Source organism: Cognatundibacterium oligocarboniphilum (assembly GCF_013377855.1).
GTDB lineage: Bacteria > Pseudomonadota > Gammaproteobacteria > Burkholderiales > Burkholderiaceae_D > Undibacterium > Undibacterium oligocarboniphilum.
Genome location: NZ_JABXYJ010000004.1, coordinates 300,487 through 317,400, shown reverse-complemented (window position 1 = coordinate 317,400; position 16,914 = coordinate 300,487). Strand labels below are relative to the sequence as shown.

Below are 16,914 nucleotides of genomic sequence, written 5' to 3'. Positions count from 1 at the left end.
CAATACTGCCTGCAATAAAAAAACGGTTCAGCCGGAGACTGAACCGTGGAATCAGTGCCACGCGCTCTGCACATGACACTGAGGATACTAGCTTGACTACATCAAGACTTGGCTTGCGACTGTCAGTCAGCCGCATCAGGACTGCATCAGGAATGATAGGCAGACTCGCCGTGGCTGGTGATATCCAGACCTTCACGTTCCTCATCTTCAGGAACACGCAGGCCGATGACCAGATCCACCAGCTTGTACGCAATCACCGAGACCACTGCCGACCACAGCACCGTCACACCGACCGCGGTTGCCTGAGTCATGACCTGATCCGCGATCGAATACGGATCTGCCGACATTTTATTGGTCACATAATCGAAAATACCCTGACCGCCTAAGGATGGCGCAGCAAACACGCCGGTCAGCAATGCTCCCAGAATACCGCCGACGCCGTGCACACCGAATACGTCCAACGCATCATCCACACCCAGCAGGCGTTTCAGACCATTCACACCCCACAGACAGACGATGCCGGCGAGCAGGCCAATGATCAGCGCACCCATCGGACCGACAAAGCCGCATGCCGGCGTAATCGCCACCAGACCTGCCACCGCACCGGAAGCGCCGCCCAGCATGGAAGGCTTGCCTTTCGACATCCACTCACCAAACACCCAGGAAACTGTTGCCGCAGCCGTTGCCAGCAATGTATTCACGAACGCCAGCGCAGCCACGTCTGCCGCCTCCAGCGCGGAGCCCGCATTGAAACCGAACCAGCCCACCCACAGCAGCGATGCGCCGATCATGGTCATCGTCAGTGAGTGCGGCGCCATGGATTCTTTACCATAGCCAACCCGCTTACCGATCAGGATGGCACCGATCAGGCCGGCAATCGCCGCATTGATATGCACCACAGTACCGCCTGCAAAATCGAGCGCGCCTTTCTGCCACAGATAACCGCCTTTTGCTGTTTCGGTCGCCAGCGTTGCCGCATCTTTGATCGCATCCGGACCGGTCCAGAACCAGACCATATGTGCTACAGGCAAATAGCTGAACGTGAACCACAGCACGACAAACAGCAGTACGGCGGTGAACTTTGCGCGCTCGGCAAAAGCACCGATGATCAGGCCGCAGGTAATTGCCGCAAATGTCGCCTGAAAAGCCACATAGACAAATTCAGGAATCACGACACCCTTACTGAACGTCGCTGCAGTGGAGAATGTGGCCTTGGCAGGATCCCAGATGCCTTTCAGAAATACGCGATCGAACGAACCGATGAATTTACCACCTTCGGTAAATGCCAGCGAATAGCCGTAAATACACCACAGGACAATGATGACGGCAAAAATCATGAATACCTGCATCAGGATCGACAGCATGTTTTTAGAACGCACCAGGCCACCGTAGAACAATGCCAGACCCGGAATCGTCATCAGGATCACCAGCAGCGTCGCCACCAGCATCCAGGCGGTATCACCCTTGTTTGCTACCGGTGCCGGCGCCGCGGCGGATGCGGCCACTGCATCGGCGACTGCTGCCGGTGCCGCTGATGTGACCGATGCTGCCGCAGCAGAAACCGGCGCTGCCGGGGTGGCGGCAGTTGCGGAAGCAGTGACCGCCTGGCTGGCGGCTGTCGCATCAGCTTTCACCGGTATTTCATCCGCCCATCCCATGGATGTCGTTCCCACCGATACAAGCAGAGCGCCTGCGATCAGTATGTTCTTGAATAATGTTTTCATGTGAACTCCCTCGTAGGCGAATCAGAGTGCATCGTTACCGGTTTCACCGGTACGGATACGCACAACTTGTTGCAGGTCATAGACAAAAATCTTGCCGTCACCGATTTTTCCGGTCCGGGCAGCATTCTCAATCGCTTCGATAGCGCGTTCGACGATCGCGTCATCCACGGCTGCTTCAATTTTTGTTTTAGGCAGGAAATCGACCACATACTCGGCACCGCGGTACAACTCGGTGTGTCCTTTCTGACGGCCAAAGCCTTTGACTTCAGTGACGGTAATGCCCTGCACTCCCATTTCCGACAGGGCTTCGCGGACTTCGTCGAGTTTAAAGGGTTTGATGATGGCAGTAATCAGTTTCATAGTGTTCTCTCATCTCAGAAAGTTTTGACGGCTGTGAGCACCAGAGTCGTTTTGCCGGTAAATTTTCCTGCCGGCGTCACATACAGGTTTTTATCAGCCGTGGTGCCCAGCGCTGCCAGACTGAAAGAGACGCCAAAGAATTCTTTGGTCAGACCGATTTTCCAGTCGTTGTAGCTATAGGCCGAATTATTTTTCACCGTCTGCCGCCCAACGTGCAGATTCAGTGTGTACGCTTCCGGTAATTCAATATTCGCGCCCAGATCAAGATAGCCGCTGTTTTTACTGTTCACAAATCCGAACAGATTGGTAACGGAATGCGAGTATTTCGCGTAAAACGGCCCGGTACCGATCTGACCGTAAATCTCCGTGGTGTTCGCATTCGCAGAGCCCGGCACTTTATCGAGGCCGTTCGACAGATACACATAGCTCAGCACGCCGATGTCATAGCTGACATCCTTGGTGATTTCACCGCGCTTGCCGCCGTAAATATCCCATTCCAGATCACCGCTGCCACCGGCATCCTTAATCCACTTAATCGTGGACAACCAGGTACCGGCATACAATCCGGTCGGATTATTGGTATAGTCAGCGCCACCCTGCAAAGCAGGTTCCATGCGTGACTGCGCAATAGCGCGATAACGGTATTCACTGGCAACGCCGATATTGAAACTCAGTTCATTATCTGGCTTCGGTTCATCAGCATAGGCAAAGCCACTCAACAATGTCGTGGCAACTGCAACGGCGAGTACGGATTTTTTCATGACGCTTCCCCTTCTTTTATCTGCATAACTTGGTTTTGGAATAAGAAACTCAACTGAACTCACTTCATCGGTCACCGGTGCGTATCGCCAGAAGATCGTTCGTGGCAATATCGGAAATGAACCCTAAAAGATGTTTAATCAGGTATTAGCAGGAGTCGTGCCAGCTTTGATGACACCGGAAGATCATGCTAATAACAGTGCAATCACTGCCCATATTCCGGATACCACTTGTCACGGTGCAAAGAAAATCACCATACCAATGGGCAGCGACAACGCTTTGCGCTATGATTTCCTAAAGATATAAGTAAATTCAGCAGCAACAGAACCGATCTGGTGCAGAGAATATGTTTTGCACCGTTTTAATGCGAAAAAAATCAGCAGCCTTTTACCAATTTCTGTTTCGCACCAGTTGCGTGCATCTATGACGCGTGCGTTGCTGGTCATCACTATTTCAGGCAAAACTCATGGATAAATCCAATTTTTTTAACGATATTCAATCCAAAATCAGCCAGGCTCTGGAAAATTCACCTGCCAAAGATATAGAAAAAAATGTCAAAGCCGTCTTGACGCAAGGCTTTTCCAGACTGGATCTGGTGACCCGGGAAGAATTCGATATTCAGGCACAGGTGCTGGCCAAAACCCGCGCCAAACTGGAGGCGCTGGAAGCACGCATCGCCGCTATGGAAGAGCAACAGTCTGATCAATAAATGTCGCTGGCCGTACTTAAAAGCCGTGCCTTAAGCGGCATGCATGCCCCGCAGGTCACGGTTGAAGTGCATCTGGCTAACGGTTTACCTGCATTTACGATCGTTGGTTTGCCGGAAACAGAAGTCAAGGAATCCAAAGACCGGGTAAGAGCAGCGCTGCAGAATTCACGCTTTGAATTTCCCGCCAAACGGATCACCGTCAATCTGGCGCCTGCGGACTTACCCAAAGAATCAGGCCGCTTTGATTTACCGATCGCGCTGGGTATCCTGATCGCTTCCGGACAGTTACGCGCCGATCAGCTCGACCAGTATGAATTTGCCGGCGAACTGTCGCTCTCCGGGGAGCTGCGTCCGATCCGCGGAGCGCTCGCCATGACCTTCGCCATCTGCCAGCATTCCCCGCAAAAGCAGGCCGCATTTATCCTGCCGCGTGAGAATGCAAGCGAAGCTGCGCTGGTCAGCGATGCCACGATTTATCCGGCCGACTCGCTGCTGCAGGTATGCGCCCACTTTGCCGCTACCGATGACAGTGCAAGATTGGCACCGCATCGCTCCACGCTGCATTGCGGGAATACCAGCTATGCCGATCTGGCAGATGTCAAAGGCCAGTTGCAGGCAAAACGGGCACTGGAAATTGCCGCGGCCGGCAACCATTCTGTGCTGATGGTCGGTCCTCCGGGTACCGGAAAATCTATGCTGGCATCCCGCTTTCCGGGTATCTTGCCGGCCATGACCGATCAGGAAGCGCTTGAATCGGCCGCCGTTCAGTCGCTGACTTCGGGGTTTTCTGTGCAACGCTGGAAATCCCGGCCATTTCGCTCTCCGCACCATACCTCATCCGCAGTCGCGCTGGTCGGTGGCGGTGGCACACCCCGTCCCGGCGAAGTCTCGCTCGCGCATCATGGCGTACTGTTTCTCGACGAATTACCGGAGTTCGACCGCAAGGTGCTGGAAGTTTTGCGCGAGCCATTGGAATCCGGACACATCACGATTTCGCGTGCGGCAAAGCAAGCCGATTTTCCAGCCCGCTTTCAGCTGATCGCCGCCATGAACCCATGCCCCTGTGGCTATCTGGGGCACAGCAATGGCCAGTGCCGCTGCACGCCCGACATGGTGGCGCGTTATCAGAACAAAATTTCCGGCCCGTTGCTGGACCGGATTGATCTGCAGATACAGGTTGCCGCGCTGCCGTATGAAGATTTGCAGGCGCAAAAAGCCGGTGAGACCAGCCTCCAGATCCGGCAGCGGGTCGAACAGGCATTTCAGCGCCAGCAACGCAGGCAGGGAAAACCGAATAATCTGCTGACCACCAGCGATATCGACACACTCTGCCAGCCGGAAGAAAAAGCAGCTCAGATGCTGAAACAGGCGATGCAAAAATTCAACTGGTCGGCACGCGCCTATCACCGGGTTCTGAAGGTTGCCCGCACTATTGCCGATCTGGCCGGAGAACCCGACATCCGCATGGCGCATGTCGCCGAAGCCATTCAATACCGGCGTGCCCTGCGGGACTATTGAAAATCATCACAGCGTGACCAGATAGGGCCATATCACCCTCGACAGGAGAGAGCAATGTCCCCTCAGGAAATGCAAGTTTTACAAAATTTTCTCGATCAGCTGGTGCAAGTGCAAGGTGTCAGCAAAGATCCGCAGGCAGCTGCATTGATCAGCCAGGCAGCAACCCGCCAGCCGGATACCACGTATCTGCTGGTACAGCGTGCGCTGCTGCTGGAGCAAGCACTGGTCGCCGCCAATACACAGATCAGCAGCCTGCAGGCCGATCTGCGCGAACAAAAGGCACTCAATGCCCTGCCCGCTTCATCCGCCGCTACACCCTTTCTTGATCCGGCCAGCAGCGCCTGGGGCAATAGCGCCAGCACCCGCCCACTGAGTCCGGCTCCGGTTACTGTCGCTGTCAATGCGCCAGCAGCAACATCCGTTACCGGCAATCCTTTGACGACCTACGGAACCGCTGCCGCCAGCGCGCCTTTTGCAGCAACAGCTATCCCGCAGTCGGGCAGCAGTTTTTTCGGTGGTCAGGGTGGCAGCCTGCTGGGTAATGTGGCAGCAACCGCTGCCGGTGTCGCCGCCGGTGCCTTTTTGTATCAGGGACTGAGCCATCTGATTGGTGGCGGATCGCAGCACTCCGTGCTCACCGACCAGTCCATGAATCAACAACTGACGTCTAATGAAGGCGGCATGATCCCCGGTTATTTTTCACAAAATCCGGAACCTGCCAGCTCACCGGACTTCACGACAGACTTCACCGATACAGACGCCGGGATCAGCGACGATAGCGATATCGTCTGACAACATTGCTTACATTTCCCTGAAGAAATGTAAGCGATTGAATTACCGTCAGTCCCACTATTTTTCCTGTCACAGTCATCTATTCTGCGGGTAATCCGTTGTATGCTGACGACCGTTGATTGTGTCCGGAGAAATGAGTTCTCATGTTAACCGCTGCACCCCTTTCGCGTTTCGTTTCCACAAGTTTCGTGTGTCTGCTGGCTGCCTGTGCGCATCAGTCACCCTCCGGTACGAATACAGCAACTTATAAATCACCGCCTCCCGCCAGCAAGGTGCTTAGTCAGGCAGGAGTCAAGCCAGAACAACTATTAAACCGCGTGACCTGGGGCAGTAATTTTTCTACTTATCAACAGTTGCAGGCCGTCGGGACAGATCTCTTTTTGCATCAACAATTGTGGGGGCGTGCGACGGTCGTTCCGCCAGTGGTGCAGGCGCAGATCAGCGCCATGACGATTTCGCAACAGCCGCTGGACCAGATGATTTTTGCGCTGGAGAAAAGACGTATCGCCGCAGAGCAGCAAAAAGGCACTGACGACAGCCTGCGCAAAGATTATCAGCAGGAGCTGAATCGCCTGGCGCGCGAAGCGATGACACGTTCCCTGCTACGCGACATTTATTCCCCAAACCAGTTGCAGGAACAGATGACCTGGTTCTGGATGAATCATTTCAACATCCACAGCGGCAAGCATAATCTGCGCGCCATGCTGGGTGATTTTGAAGAAAACGCCATCCGCCCGCATGCGCTCGGCAATTTCCGGGATCTGCTCAAAGCAACGGTCTATCATCCCGCGATGCTGCGTTACCTGGACAATGAGCACAATGCTGTCAACCGCATCAACGAAAACTACGCACGTGAACTCATGGAGCTGCACACCATGGGCGTCAACAGCGGCTATACCCAGCGTGATGTGCAGGAACTGGCACGGGTACTGACCGGCGTCGGCGTGAATCTCACACCAAACAACCCCAAAATCCGCCCCGAACTGAGCCGTGTTTATGTGCGCCACGGTTTATTTGAATTCAATCCGCAACGCCATGATTTTGGCGAAAAGCAGATTCTGGGAACACGCATCCCGGGACGAGGATTAAACGAACTGGAAGATGTACTGACCCTGTTGAGCAGGCAGCCTGCAACCGCCCGCTACATCAGCCAGAAAATGGCGGTTTACTTTGTTTCCGACACACCATCCGAGGCGCTGATACAAAACATGGCAAAAACCTTTCTGGAAAGCGACGGCAATATCCCGCGCACTTTGCTGACCATGTTTGAATCGCCCGAATTTATCGCTTCGCTCGGTAATAAATTCAAAGACCCGCTGCATTACACCGTCTCATCGATCCGTCTGGCATACGACGGTAATTGCATCGTCAATACCGGTCCCATCCTGAACTGGCTGAACATGATGGGTGAACCGCTGAATGGCAGGCAGACGCCAGACGGTTATGCGATGACAGAAAGCGCCTGGGCCAGCCCGGGCCAGATGGCAACACGGTTTGATGTCGCACGGGCTTTATCTGCCGGCACGCCGGCACTGTTCAAGACAGATAATCAGACTATGCTGGAAAAACCGCCAGCACCCGCACTGGCCAATTCCATGTATGTCAAAACGCTCAGTCAGACGTTAGGGAAAGACACCCAGCAGACATTAGAACAGGCAAAAACACCAGCAGAGTGGAATATGCTGTTTCTGGCATCGCCCGAGATGATGCGGCGCTGATTTTTAATAATCAAAGGATAATGTATGGATCGCCGTCAACTTCTGCAACGCATGGCTGCCCTGACAGCCCTACCCGCACTGAGCTACAGCAGTCAGTTGCTGGCAGCGCCGACTGTACAGAACAAGCTGTTGCTGGTTTTTCTGCGCGGCGGCTATGATGCCTGTCATTTGCTGGTACCAACCGGCAGCAGTTTTTATTACGAATCCCGTCCCAACATTGCCATCGCCCGTCCGGGCACTGGCGCCGATTCAGCACTGGCACTGAATGCCGACTGGGGCTTGCATCCGGTACTGCGCGACAGTATCTATCCGCTGTATTTGCAAAATGAAATTGCCTTCGTTCCGTTTGCAGGTACTGATGATCTGTCACGCAGTCATTTTGAAACACAGGACAGTATCGAACTGGGGCAGCCATTGAATGGGCGCCGTGATTTCCATTCCGGCTTCATGAACCGGCTGGCTGCCGTGTTAAATAGCAGCGGCGGCCCGGTGCCCGCAATGGCGTTTACCGATCAGTTGCCGCTGGCGATGCAAGGCCAGGCAGAGGTCGTGAATACGGCCGTCAGAAATATCTCCCGTCAGAACCTCGATGCGCGGCAAAGCCAGCTGATTGAAAAAATGTACGGTCAGACCGGGCTGGCGCAGCAGGTCAATGAAGGCTTTACAGTCCGGCAGGAAGTCGCTCGCGAAATGCAGGAAGAAATGGACGCCGCCAACCGTAACGCCATTACCACCAAGAGTTTTACGCTGGAAGCGCAACGCATCGCGAAAATGATGCGGGACAAATATACCTTGGGTTTCGTCGATATCGGCGGTTGGGATACGCATGTCGATCAGGGTGCCGCCAAAGGCATGCTGGCCGGGAAACTGGATGAACTTGGCCGCGGTCTGACCGCATTCCGCGATGGCATGGGCAGCCAGTGGCAGCAAACCACCGTGGTGGTCATCAGCGAATTTGGCCGCACCTTTCGCGAAAACGGCAAACGCGGTACAGATCACGGACATGGCAGTGTTTATTGGGTCATGGGCGGCAATGTGCGCGGTGGCCAGATACTGGGGGAGCAGATCAGTCTGACGCCGGGGCAGCTATTCCAGAACCGCGACTACCCCGTCTTAAACGAGTACCGCGCCATCCTCGGTGGATTGTTTGGTCGCCTGTACGGTCTGAACAGTCAGCAGCTCAATACCGTTTTTCAGGGCGTCCGCGCCAAAGAAATCGGCTTACTCTGATTCAGGCAGTTTCAGCATCAGCGACTGGCAAATCAATAAAAAAATAGGCACCGCCACCCTGTTCAGCAGGCAGGTTATAAAACCCGATTTCGCCATGCATTTGTTGCACCAGCAATCTGGAAATCGCCAGCCCCAGCCCGGTGCCACCTTTGGCCCGGGTGTCGGAAGAATCTGCCTGAGAAAATTTATTAAATATCCGGTCATGGAAATTATCCGGCACACCTTCGCCCTGATCCGACACCGCCACCCGCAGACTGCGCGCATCAGTCAGCATCGCCATTAAGCGGACTTTGCTGCCGGAGGGCGAATATTTGCAGGCATTGGAAATCAGGTTCGCCATCACTTGCTGGAAGCGGCCATAATCCACCAGTACAGCCGTTTCCGGCGGCATCGCCGGATCTGTATCGAGCTCAATACGAACCCCCTGGCTCTCGGCAAGGCTTTGATTATTGTGTGCAGCATTGTCCAGCAAATTGAGCACGTTCAGCCGTTCAAAACTGAAATCCATTTTCCCGGCTTCGATTTTCTGTATATCCAGTAAATCATTAATCAGGCGCGCCAGAGTTTCGCTGTTCTTGTTCGCTATCGAAATCAGCGGCGATAATGTGAGAGGGATATCTCCGGCAGCACCGCCAGCCAGCAAACCTAATGCGCCGCGTATCGCGGTCAGCGGCGTCCGCAACTCATGGCTGACGGTTGAAATGAACTCATTTTTCATGCGCTCGATCTTGCGACGCTCAGAAATATCCCGCATGGTGATTATGATCTTGCGCTGTCCTGCCAAACGATATCTGCTGACGGATAATTCAGCCGGAAACAGCGTGCCATTCTTACGCAGGCACTCCGTTTCCATCCGCACCGGACTATTCTCCAGAGATTCATCGGATACGACAGATAATCCCGGTACATCCAACTGACGCAGGCTGGAAAAAAGCCGGCTGCTGTCGGCAGGCAATGCGTTCTGGCTATAACCAAAGATGCCGAGCGCCGCCGGATTCATTGTTTCAATCATACCGGCATCATCAATCATCACAATACCGTCCGCCGCATTCTGGAAAATAGCCTGCAAGCGGTCGGACGAATCTTTGAGTGCCTTTTGCTGTTCGGTCAGGCTATGGAGTAATCCGGCCTGGCTACGGTTGATGATATCGGCCTCGCGCTTCAATCCGGTCATGACCTGCATGTCGTGGTCTTTTTGCTGGGATAACCGAATCAGCACCCGGAACGCAGCAACAACTGCGGCAATCGCTGCCAGAGCGACGATGGCAATCGCCGTCGTCATCGTGCGCCAGTCAGACAGATACAATTCAGGGTCGATGGAAAAATTGATAATCAGCGGATATTTTTTCAACGACTGTATGGCCGTCATGCGGGTTCTGATCACTCCGCCGTCGGACATGGGTGCGCCATCCGTAATGAGTACGCCGGAATTTTTCTGCAGATCGTGAATCAGGTGATATGTGCTGCCTGTCGTATTTTTCTTGCCCATCACGGCATCGTTCTCAGGCCAGCGCGCAAGGAAAGTGAAGTCATTGCGCAGCAGGCTGATGGAGGTATGCCCTTCCGAGCCCAGTTTCTGATAAAAACCGGTATAAAAATCCGGTGAGATGCCGAGCGTCACAACTCCGATAAATTCACCGTCACTGCCTGTCAGCCGCTGACTTAAAAAAAACAGCCATTTCCCCGTCGCTTTACTGCGCACAGGATTACTCAGATAAGTTCCCAGCACCGGATTATCACGCTGCACCTGAAAGTAATCGCGGTCATCCAGACTGTAATCCGGTGCCGGAAAAGCGCGGGAAGTACTGATCACCCGACCATCCACATCCAGAATCGAAATCACCTCAATCGATGGAAATAAAGCGACCTTTTCATTCAGGAACTGATGAAAATCATAGGTCCCCAGCTTGGTCGACAAATATTCGGCGCTGATACTCCAGCGATCCTGAATGCGTTCAGCAATATTGCCCAGCGCAGCGTAGGCAAAATCCATCTGCAGGCTGGTCGACTCGGCCAGCACAATGCTGTAAGTCTCGGTCTGTTTCTCCCATTTCCTGATTTCCTGCAAGCGCAGCGTATACACAAACGCACCGGCCGCCAGCACAATTGCCATGATCAGGCACAACGCCAGTCCCTTTGCAATCCGGCCAGTATGTAATGCTGCGGTTTTCATCAAAAAGTTATATCGCTCAGATTCGGGTTTATCAGATTATCAGGCCAGCTTCAGCCGACTGTGTTCACATCCGACACTCGCGCCACTTTATGTTGCCAGAGAAGTAAGAGATGTGAAATGATGAGAAGTAGTATCCGACAATTATTCTAATCAGTATAAAGAGACATCATCATGACCAGACGGATTATTTTATTGCTTTCAGGCATTTTATTGTTATTGATTTTAATCATCGCCGGAAATACATGGCGTCACGCATCCCGGCAAATCCCGGTTACCCCAGCACCAATGCTCAGTCTTGACGAAAATGCGCTCTCCGGCAGACTGGCTGGTGCTCTGCGCATCAAAACCATCTCAGCCGGCGACGGCCAGACCGCTCAGGAAGAATTCCGGCAGCTGCATCAACACATGGCAACATCGTTCCCGCTGATCCATCGTCAGTTGCAACGGGAAGTCATTGGCGGCCATAGCCTGCTGTACCGCTGGGAAGGTAGCGATCCGAACGCCCAGCCCGTGCTGCTGATGGCGCATCAGGATGTGGTGCCGATCGCGCCGGGAACAGAAGCGCGATGGGAACAGCCGCCCTTCGCCGGTATCGTCAAAGACGGCATGATCTGGGGACGCGGTGCATGGGACGATAAAGGCAATCTGTTTGCCATCATGGAGGCTGTTGAAAGGCTGCTGGCCGATGGCTACAAACCGCACCGTACCATTTACCTGGCATTCGGCCACGATGAAGAGGTCGGCGGCCTGCAGGGTGCGAAAGTCATTGCACAGTTGCTCGAAAGCAGGCATCTGCAATTCGCCTTCATTCTGGATGAAGGAATGCTTGTGACAGAAGGTATCCTGAAAGGACTGAAACCTGCTGCGGCTCTGATCGGCGTGGCAGAAAAGGGCTATGCCAGCGTCCATCTGAGTCTGGATGCTACGCCCGGACATTCTTCCATGCCACCGCAAAAGACAGCCATCGGCATGATGAGCACAGCATTAAACCAGCTTGAACAGCAACAGCTACCTGCCAATATACGCGGCGTGGCACTGGATATGTTTCAAACGATTGCACCCGAAATGGATGGCGTGAACCGGGTGTTGCTATCGAATCTGTGGCTGTTTGGCCCGCTGGTGCAAAGTCAGCTCGAAAAAGCCGGCAGCACCAACGCGATCCTGCGCACCACGACTGCGCTGACCACTATTCATGCGGGCAACAAGGACAATGTATTGCCGGGCCATATCGATGCCACGGTCAATTTTCGCACCTTGCCAGGTGATACGCAGGCCAGCATGATTGAGCACATCCGAAAAACTGTCGGCAACGATGCGCTGCATATCACCGCTTTACCGGGTAACTCGGAGCCATCGCAGGTGGCCGCCTCAGATTCGGCGGCTTACCAGACACTGAACCGGACAGTGCGCGAAGTGTTCGCCGACACCATCGTTGCTCCCGGCCTGATGCTGGGAGCAACGGATTCACGTCATTTTGAAAAACTCAGCCAACATATTTTCAAATTTTCGCCGGTCCGTGCCACGAGTGATGATTTACCACGTTTTCATGGAACCAATGAACGCATCTCTGTTAAAAATTATGTAGAAATGATACGTTTTTACCACCAGCTTCTGATTAACAGCAGCAAATCATCCATGGAACAGGAGAAGACAAAATGAATCAATACTTCGTGGCTCAAAGTCTGGTAGCCATTTCTTTGCTTGGCAGTGCCTCATCCTGGGCGGCGATCACTCCCTGTGAGGCAATTGCAGAGAAAGTCCATGCGAAACTGGAACGCAAGGGCGTGAACGACTACACGCTCAAAATCGTACCCAAAGAAACCGAAACCAAATTACGGGTTGTCGGCGTTTGCGAAGGCGGTAAAAAGAAAATCATTTACCACAAGCAGAAAGGAAAAAAACAACAGGATCAGACCGAGGAATAATCACAGTTCCGGCCACCTGATTCAGTCCGGAAAATCCAGCTTCCTTTCACAGTAATACGCTACCCCTGAGTAGGTCTGCAACGCAACTTCCTGCCCGGGGGGCGGCCCTTCACATACGCTGAATCCCTGCTTTTGCCAGAACGCCAGGGTGTCTTGTACCGATACCAGCCCGACATGACGCCATCCCTGCTGACGCGCATACTGTAATGCCTGCTGTATCAGAGCCACGCCGATCCCTTTACCTGCCAGACGCTGGCCGACTGCAACATCGTGCAGATACAGGGTATCAGGCATTGCCGCAACCCAAAAAGACTCTCCCAACCGGGAAATTTTTCCGGACACGGAAGGATAGCTCATCAGATACGCCCCTGCACCCAAAGCATCGCAAGCCACCCAGCAGCAGTTGGCAGCGACCTGCAGGCGTTCGCGCAACAAGACCATCGACTCCACCATCTGCGGGACATAAGCCTGGGTCTGGACATGAAACACCGCGTCCAGGTCTTGTTCCTGCATGAGTCGTATCGTGAACATGTTCAGAAAATCAGAAAAACAATATCGCCCGCCTGATGAGCAGACAGGACAAAGGTCAGTAGATCTATCCGTTTATTTTTTGGACTTGCCCGATGCGGAAGCAGAGGCGGAAGCAGAAGCGGATTCGGACGCGCTGGCATTCTCATCGGCGACCGGTGCGTTATGCGCAATCTCCGGCTTCACGTTCTCGATTTTATTTTCGCGCATATAGTCATTCATCTCTTTCCAGCCGGCGTACACCGCAGAACGCGCCGCATCAGGATTGAGCGCATAGCAGTCTTCAATCGCGCGGCCGGCATGACGGCAGGCGCTGCCGGTCGCACGTGCGTCCGCCTCTTTCTGTGCCGCCTCTCTGGCAGGATCAGCAATCCCCAGCCGGTCGCAGGCACTCAGCAGCAGCGGAAAAACCGCCAGTACAGCAATATGACGCAATGACATCGTAACCCCAGATATTGAAAAGTCGGGCAAGACATCCGCCTTAACAGCGAATGCCGCTCTATGATAACCCAGCACCGTGGTAAATTCATCCGGCCCGGCAGCGTATGCCGGCGATAAACCGATTATCATAGGATGCTGAACGGCTTAAAATGCCATTTCTTGAGAAAGTGCTTATGTTCAATGGAGTCATGGCCGCACTCGGCGCCGGGCTATTGTGGGGGCTGGTATTTATCACGCCACTTTTGTTGCCTGATTATCCCGGTCTGATGCTGTCATTCGGCCGCTATTTTGCATTCGGTCTGATTGCGCTGTTTCCTGCATGGCTGGATCGGCAGCGCATCCGTCAGCTACACCGGCAGGACTGGATCAGTGCGCTGAAACTGGTTCTGATCGGTAACATCATTTACTACGCCGCACTCGCCAGCGCAATTCAACTGGCGGATGCGCCGTTACCAACCATGCTGATCGGCACCCTGCCCGTCGTGATTGCAGTTTGCGCCAACTGGTCGCCGCACCATCCGTCCGAAGCGATTGCGTGGAAAAAACTGTTGTTTCCGCTGCTCCTGATTTTCAGCGGCATCATGCTGGTGAATGGCGAAGAATTGCAGCATCTGGATCACCAGCGCAGCATCAACGATTATGTCAAAGGTACTTTGCTTGCCCTGGTCGCCGTGGCAGCCTGGACCTGGTATCCGATCATGAACAGCCGTTATCTGAAAAATAATCCGCATATCCCGCCCGGCACCTGGGCAACCGTGCAGGGACTGGCAACCTTGCCGCTGGCATTAGCCGGCCTCGTCGGTTACGGTCTGCTCCACAATCAGCAGGATGTTTCTGCATTCCAGTTTCCCCTGGGCAGCACACCGCAAAAATTCGTACTGATCATGTTCATGCTGGGCTTGCTGGCATCATGGCTGGGAACCTTACTATGGAATTACGCCAGCCAGAAACTGGCGACCAGTCTCAGCGGGCAGCTGATCGTCTTTGAAACACTGGCAGCGCTGTCTTATGCTTTTGCGTTACGTCAGACTTTGCCCGCCATGCCGATCCTCGCCGGTGTTATCCTGCTGTGCGCCGGTGTGGCATTTGCGCTGCGGAAATTCCATACCCAGCCACACTGATGGATTTAACGACCGATGCGACTGATAACAAGATTAATGCTGATCGCAGGATGTGCACTGCTCCTGAACGCCTGCAGCCCGCAGTTTGACTGGCGCGAAGTGCGCGGCAATGATGTTCCGTTCAGCATACTGATGCCGGGCAAACCTGCCAGCATGTCAAAGCCTGTGGTGCTTGCGGGACTGCCGCTGACCATGCAGATGACTGCTGCTGAAGCCGGCGGAATCAGTTTTGCGGTTGGCACACTGAAGCTGGACGATGCCGGCCAGGCAGGCAAGGTATCCGAAGCCATGAAACAGGGCATGCTACGCAATATTCAGGCGACAACCACGACGGACAACCACATTCCGGGAGATGTGCTGCAGATACATGGCAGACTGGGCAACGGTGAACCCGTGCTGATGGCGGCACGCTTCGTGATTCAGGGCGAGCATATCTATCAGATTATCGCACTGGGGCCGGAAAAAAAGCTGGATCAGGATCTGATCGATACATTTATGCGTTCATTCCGGCCAAACTGAAACCACAGTCACCACAATACCGGAAATCGGATTATCATAGAAATGACCACAGTCAATAGCTGTCTGCAGCCAAGGACATTCTTGACGCAACAACCTCATCCTGATTGCAGCACACGAACCAGCCGTCCCTACCGGAACGATAGAAACAAGGAGCCAAAACCATGCTGATCACGTTTAAATCCAAAGCCGCAACAGAGATCACCATGTACAAAGAACACGCCCGCCGCATTCTCGATCTGCTGCACAAGGATGTTGATCGCGGGATTATCACTCCGGCGGAATTACCGCTGGCCATCGTCAAAATCGAAGCCGCCATCGCTGATAGCAAGGCGCATCCGGTATCCGAGGAAGTCAGCCGGGATGTGAATGCGCACCACAGCGAAAAAGGCGACGACCATGAACATGAAATCCCGGAACCGGTTTCTTTTGCGGCCCGCGTGTTTCCCGTCCTGGAAATGCTGCACGCCGCCAATAAAATGCAAAAAGAAGTCGTCTGGGGTGTCTGATTCATGACGGCACACATCGAGCATACCAACGAATCCGAATTCATCACCAGCAACGGCATCCGGCTATTTGTCCGCGACTGGCCTGCTGCTGCCGTTGCCGGCGCCAGAACCGCAGCGCAAGGGATCGTCATCATGCACGGTCTCGGTGAGCATTGCGGCCGCTATGCCCATGTTGCCCGTTTTTTCAATGCTCTTGGTTTTACTGTCCGCACCTACGACCACCGCGGACACGGCCAGTCGGACGGTGCGGCGGGCGATGTGCCGGATAACCTCGCCATCTTGCGTGATGCCGAAGAAGTGATCCGGGATTTCAGCAGCCAGCTGTGCGCCCCGCCACTACTGATGGGACACAGCATGGGCGGATTGTTTGCCGCCCGCTTTGTCGCCGGCGCCATCGCGCCGGTCAGTGGCCTGATCCTGTCGTCACCGGCGCTGGCGATCCGCATGTCCGGTGCAGAACAATGGCTGCTGCGCATTGCGACCCGGCTGTTTCCCGGCACGGGTCTGCCGAATGGCCTCAAAACCCGCTATTTATCGCATGATGCCGAAGTGATTCAGGCTTACGAAAACGATGCACTGGTCCATCCGAAAATCAGCGCGCGTCTGCTGCACAGTATGCTGGCAGCAATCGAATTCACGCATGCCCATGCTTCCGGCATCAGCGTGCCGGTGTTGCTGCTGGTCGCCATGGACGATCATCTGGTGGACCCGGCCGGCAGCCAGCGCTTTGCCGCTGCCATCCGGCCCAGCCATGTACAGGCACACTATTACCCCGGTTTTTATCACGAAATCCTGAACGAACTGGATGCGACAAAAGTATTTGATGATTTGCGTACCTGGCTGGATCAGCATCCATTCACGCCACCTGCTGTGGCTTAAATCTCTTTTTCT

General features: G+C 54.0%; 18 protein-coding genes. 12 read left to right on the top strand and 6 right to left on the bottom strand.

Annotated elements, in window-relative coordinates; genetic code table 11:
* Positions 1-146: 146 nt before the first annotated feature.
* The 3 genes from HV832_RS08710 to HV832_RS08700 are packed head-to-tail and all read right to left on the bottom strand — an operon-like array spanning position 147 to position 2,845.
* On the bottom strand, positions 147-1,724 hold the full coding sequence (locus HV832_RS08710) for an ammonium transporter (RefSeq protein WP_176803255.1): 1,578 nt from the start codon (positions 1,722-1,724) through the stop codon (positions 147-149).
* Between the two features lie 21 nt (positions 1,725-1,745).
* Entirely contained in the window at positions 1,746-2,084 is a 339-nt protein-coding gene (locus HV832_RS08705; protein WP_176803253.1) for a P-II family nitrogen regulator, read from the bottom strand.
* A 14-nt stretch (positions 2,085-2,098) separates the two neighbouring features.
* The gene (locus HV832_RS08700; protein ID WP_176803251.1) at positions 2,099-2,845 is read right to left on the bottom strand and encodes a TorF family putative porin; all 747 of its coding nucleotides are present in this window, start codon (positions 2,843-2,845) and stop codon (positions 2,099-2,101) included.
* Between the two features lie 130 nt (positions 2,846-2,975).
* Between HV832_RS08700 and HV832_RS08695 the strand changes: the two genes are divergently transcribed.
* From HV832_RS08695 to HV832_RS08670, 6 genes are all read left to right on the top strand, one after another.
* Positions 2,976-3,149, top strand: coding sequence for a hypothetical protein (locus HV832_RS08695; protein WP_176803249.1), 174 nt, complete (start codon positions 2,976-2,978; stop codon positions 3,147-3,149).
* Positions 3,150-3,309: 160 nt separating this feature from the next.
* The gene (locus HV832_RS08690; RefSeq protein ID WP_176803247.1) at positions 3,310-3,552 is read left to right on the top strand and encodes an accessory factor UbiK family protein; all 243 of its coding nucleotides are present in this window, start codon (positions 3,310-3,312) and stop codon (positions 3,550-3,552) included.
* A complete protein-coding gene (locus HV832_RS08685) occupies positions 3,553-5,070 on the top strand; it encodes a YifB family Mg chelatase-like AAA ATPase (protein ID WP_176803245.1) in 1,518 nt (505 codons plus the stop codon).
* A gap of 54 nt (positions 5,071-5,124) precedes the next feature.
* Positions 5,125-5,862, top strand: coding sequence for a DUF2076 family protein (locus HV832_RS08680; protein WP_176803243.1), 738 nt, complete (start codon positions 5,125-5,127; stop codon positions 5,860-5,862).
* Positions 5,863-6,005: 143 nt separating this feature from the next.
* On the top strand, positions 6,006-7,580 hold the full coding sequence (locus HV832_RS08675; protein ID WP_176803241.1) for a DUF1800 domain-containing protein: 1,575 nt from the start codon (positions 6,006-6,008) through the stop codon (positions 7,578-7,580).
* 24 nt (positions 7,581-7,604) lie between these two features.
* On the top strand, positions 7,605-8,810 hold the full coding sequence (locus tag HV832_RS08670; protein WP_176803239.1) for a DUF1501 domain-containing protein: 1,206 nt from the start codon (positions 7,605-7,607) through the stop codon (positions 8,808-8,810).
* 1 nt (position 8,811) lies between these two features.
* Here HV832_RS08670 and HV832_RS08665 read toward each other — a convergent pair whose 3' ends face one another.
* On the bottom strand, positions 8,812-10,983 hold the full coding sequence (locus HV832_RS08665; RefSeq protein WP_176803237.1) for an ATP-binding protein: 2,172 nt from the start codon (positions 10,981-10,983) through the stop codon (positions 8,812-8,814).
* Positions 10,984-11,154: 171 nt separating this feature from the next.
* Between HV832_RS08665 and HV832_RS08660 the strand changes: the two genes are divergently transcribed.
* Together HV832_RS08660 and HV832_RS08655 are read left to right on the top strand one after the other, a co-directional pair.
* Entirely contained in the window at positions 11,155-12,642 is a 1,488-nt protein-coding gene (locus HV832_RS08660; RefSeq protein ID WP_176803235.1) for a M20 family peptidase, read from the top strand.
* Positions 12,639-12,908, top strand: a complete 270-nt coding sequence (locus HV832_RS08655; protein WP_176803233.1) for a DUF1161 domain-containing protein — start codon at positions 12,639-12,641, stop codon at positions 12,906-12,908. The genes HV832_RS08660 and HV832_RS08655 overlap by 4 nt, the downstream gene beginning before the upstream one ends.
* Before the next feature lie 21 nt (positions 12,909-12,929).
* Here the strand turns inward: HV832_RS08655 and HV832_RS08650 are convergent, their stop codons facing one another.
* Positions 12,930-13,421: a GNAT family N-acetyltransferase gene (locus HV832_RS08650; protein WP_176803231.1), complete on the bottom strand. Its 492-nt coding sequence runs from the start codon at positions 13,419-13,421 to the stop codon at positions 12,930-12,932.
* Positions 13,422-13,511: 90 nt separating this feature from the next.
* Positions 13,512-13,877 carry a hypothetical protein gene (locus tag HV832_RS08645; RefSeq protein WP_176803229.1) on the bottom strand — a complete coding sequence of 122 codons (366 nt, stop codon included), beginning with the start codon at positions 13,875-13,877 and terminating at the stop codon, positions 13,512-13,514.
* A 173-nt stretch (positions 13,878-14,050) separates the two neighbouring features.
* Between HV832_RS08645 and HV832_RS08640 the strand changes: the two genes are divergently transcribed.
* From HV832_RS08640 to HV832_RS08625, 4 genes are all read left to right on the top strand, one after another.
* Positions 14,051-14,998, top strand: coding sequence for a DMT family transporter (locus HV832_RS08640; RefSeq protein ID WP_176803227.1), 948 nt, complete (start codon positions 14,051-14,053; stop codon positions 14,996-14,998).
* Positions 14,999-15,013: 15 nt separating this feature from the next.
* A complete protein-coding gene (locus HV832_RS08635; RefSeq protein ID WP_176803225.1) occupies positions 15,014-15,517 on the top strand; it encodes a hypothetical protein in 504 nt (167 codons plus the stop codon).
* A gap of 161 nt (positions 15,518-15,678) precedes the next feature.
* A complete protein-coding gene (locus HV832_RS08630; protein ID WP_176803223.1) occupies positions 15,679-16,023 on the top strand; it encodes a DUF1840 domain-containing protein in 345 nt (114 codons plus the stop codon).
* A 3-nt stretch (positions 16,024-16,026) separates the two neighbouring features.
* On the top strand, positions 16,027-16,902 hold the full coding sequence (locus tag HV832_RS08625; protein WP_176803222.1) for an alpha/beta hydrolase: 876 nt from the start codon (positions 16,027-16,029) through the stop codon (positions 16,900-16,902).
* Positions 16,903-16,914 lie beyond the last annotated feature (12 nt).

Coding starts and splice junctions, on each gene's coding strand:
- HV832_RS08665 (WP_176803237.1), bottom strand. CDS start 10,983: ATGAAAACCGCAGCATTACATACTGGCCGGATTGCAAAGGGACTGGCG.
- HV832_RS08705 (WP_176803253.1), bottom strand. CDS start 2,084: ATGAAACTGATTACTGCCATCATCAAACCCTTTAAACTCGACGAAGTC.
- HV832_RS08695 (WP_176803249.1), top strand. CDS start 2,976: ATGTTTAATCAGGTATTAGCAGGAGTCGTGCCAGCTTTGATGACACCG.
- HV832_RS08685 (WP_176803245.1), top strand. CDS start 3,553: ATGTCGCTGGCCGTACTTAAAAGCCGTGCCTTAAGCGGCATGCATGCC.
- HV832_RS08690 (WP_176803247.1), top strand. CDS start 3,310: ATGGATAAATCCAATTTTTTTAACGATATTCAATCCAAAATCAGCCAG.
- HV832_RS08680 (WP_176803243.1), top strand. CDS start 5,125: ATGTCCCCTCAGGAAATGCAAGTTTTACAAAATTTTCTCGATCAGCTG.
- HV832_RS08640 (WP_176803227.1), top strand. CDS start 14,051: ATGTTCAATGGAGTCATGGCCGCACTCGGCGCCGGGCTATTGTGGGGG.
- HV832_RS08655 (WP_176803233.1), top strand. CDS start 12,639: ATGAATCAATACTTCGTGGCTCAAAGTCTGGTAGCCATTTCTTTGCTT.
- HV832_RS08710 (WP_176803255.1), bottom strand. CDS start 1,724: ATGAAAACATTATTCAAGAACATACTGATCGCAGGCGCTCTGCTTGTA.
- HV832_RS08645 (WP_176803229.1), bottom strand. CDS start 13,877: ATGTCATTGCGTCATATTGCTGTACTGGCGGTTTTTCCGCTGCTGCTG.
- HV832_RS08625 (WP_176803222.1), top strand. CDS start 16,027: ATGACGGCACACATCGAGCATACCAACGAATCCGAATTCATCACCAGC.
- HV832_RS08630 (WP_176803223.1), top strand. CDS start 15,679: ATGCTGATCACGTTTAAATCCAAAGCCGCAACAGAGATCACCATGTAC.
- HV832_RS08670 (WP_176803239.1), top strand. CDS start 7,605: ATGGATCGCCGTCAACTTCTGCAACGCATGGCTGCCCTGACAGCCCTA.
- HV832_RS08675 (WP_176803241.1), top strand. CDS start 6,006: ATGTTAACCGCTGCACCCCTTTCGCGTTTCGTTTCCACAAGTTTCGTG.
- HV832_RS08635 (WP_176803225.1), top strand. CDS start 15,014: ATGCGACTGATAACAAGATTAATGCTGATCGCAGGATGTGCACTGCTC.
- HV832_RS08700 (WP_176803251.1), bottom strand. CDS start 2,845: ATGAAAAAATCCGTACTCGCCGTTGCAGTTGCCACGACATTGTTGAGT.
- HV832_RS08660 (WP_176803235.1), top strand. CDS start 11,155: ATGACCAGACGGATTATTTTATTGCTTTCAGGCATTTTATTGTTATTG.
- HV832_RS08650 (WP_176803231.1), bottom strand. CDS start 13,421: ATGCAGGAACAAGACCTGGACGCGGTGTTTCATGTCCAGACCCAGGCT.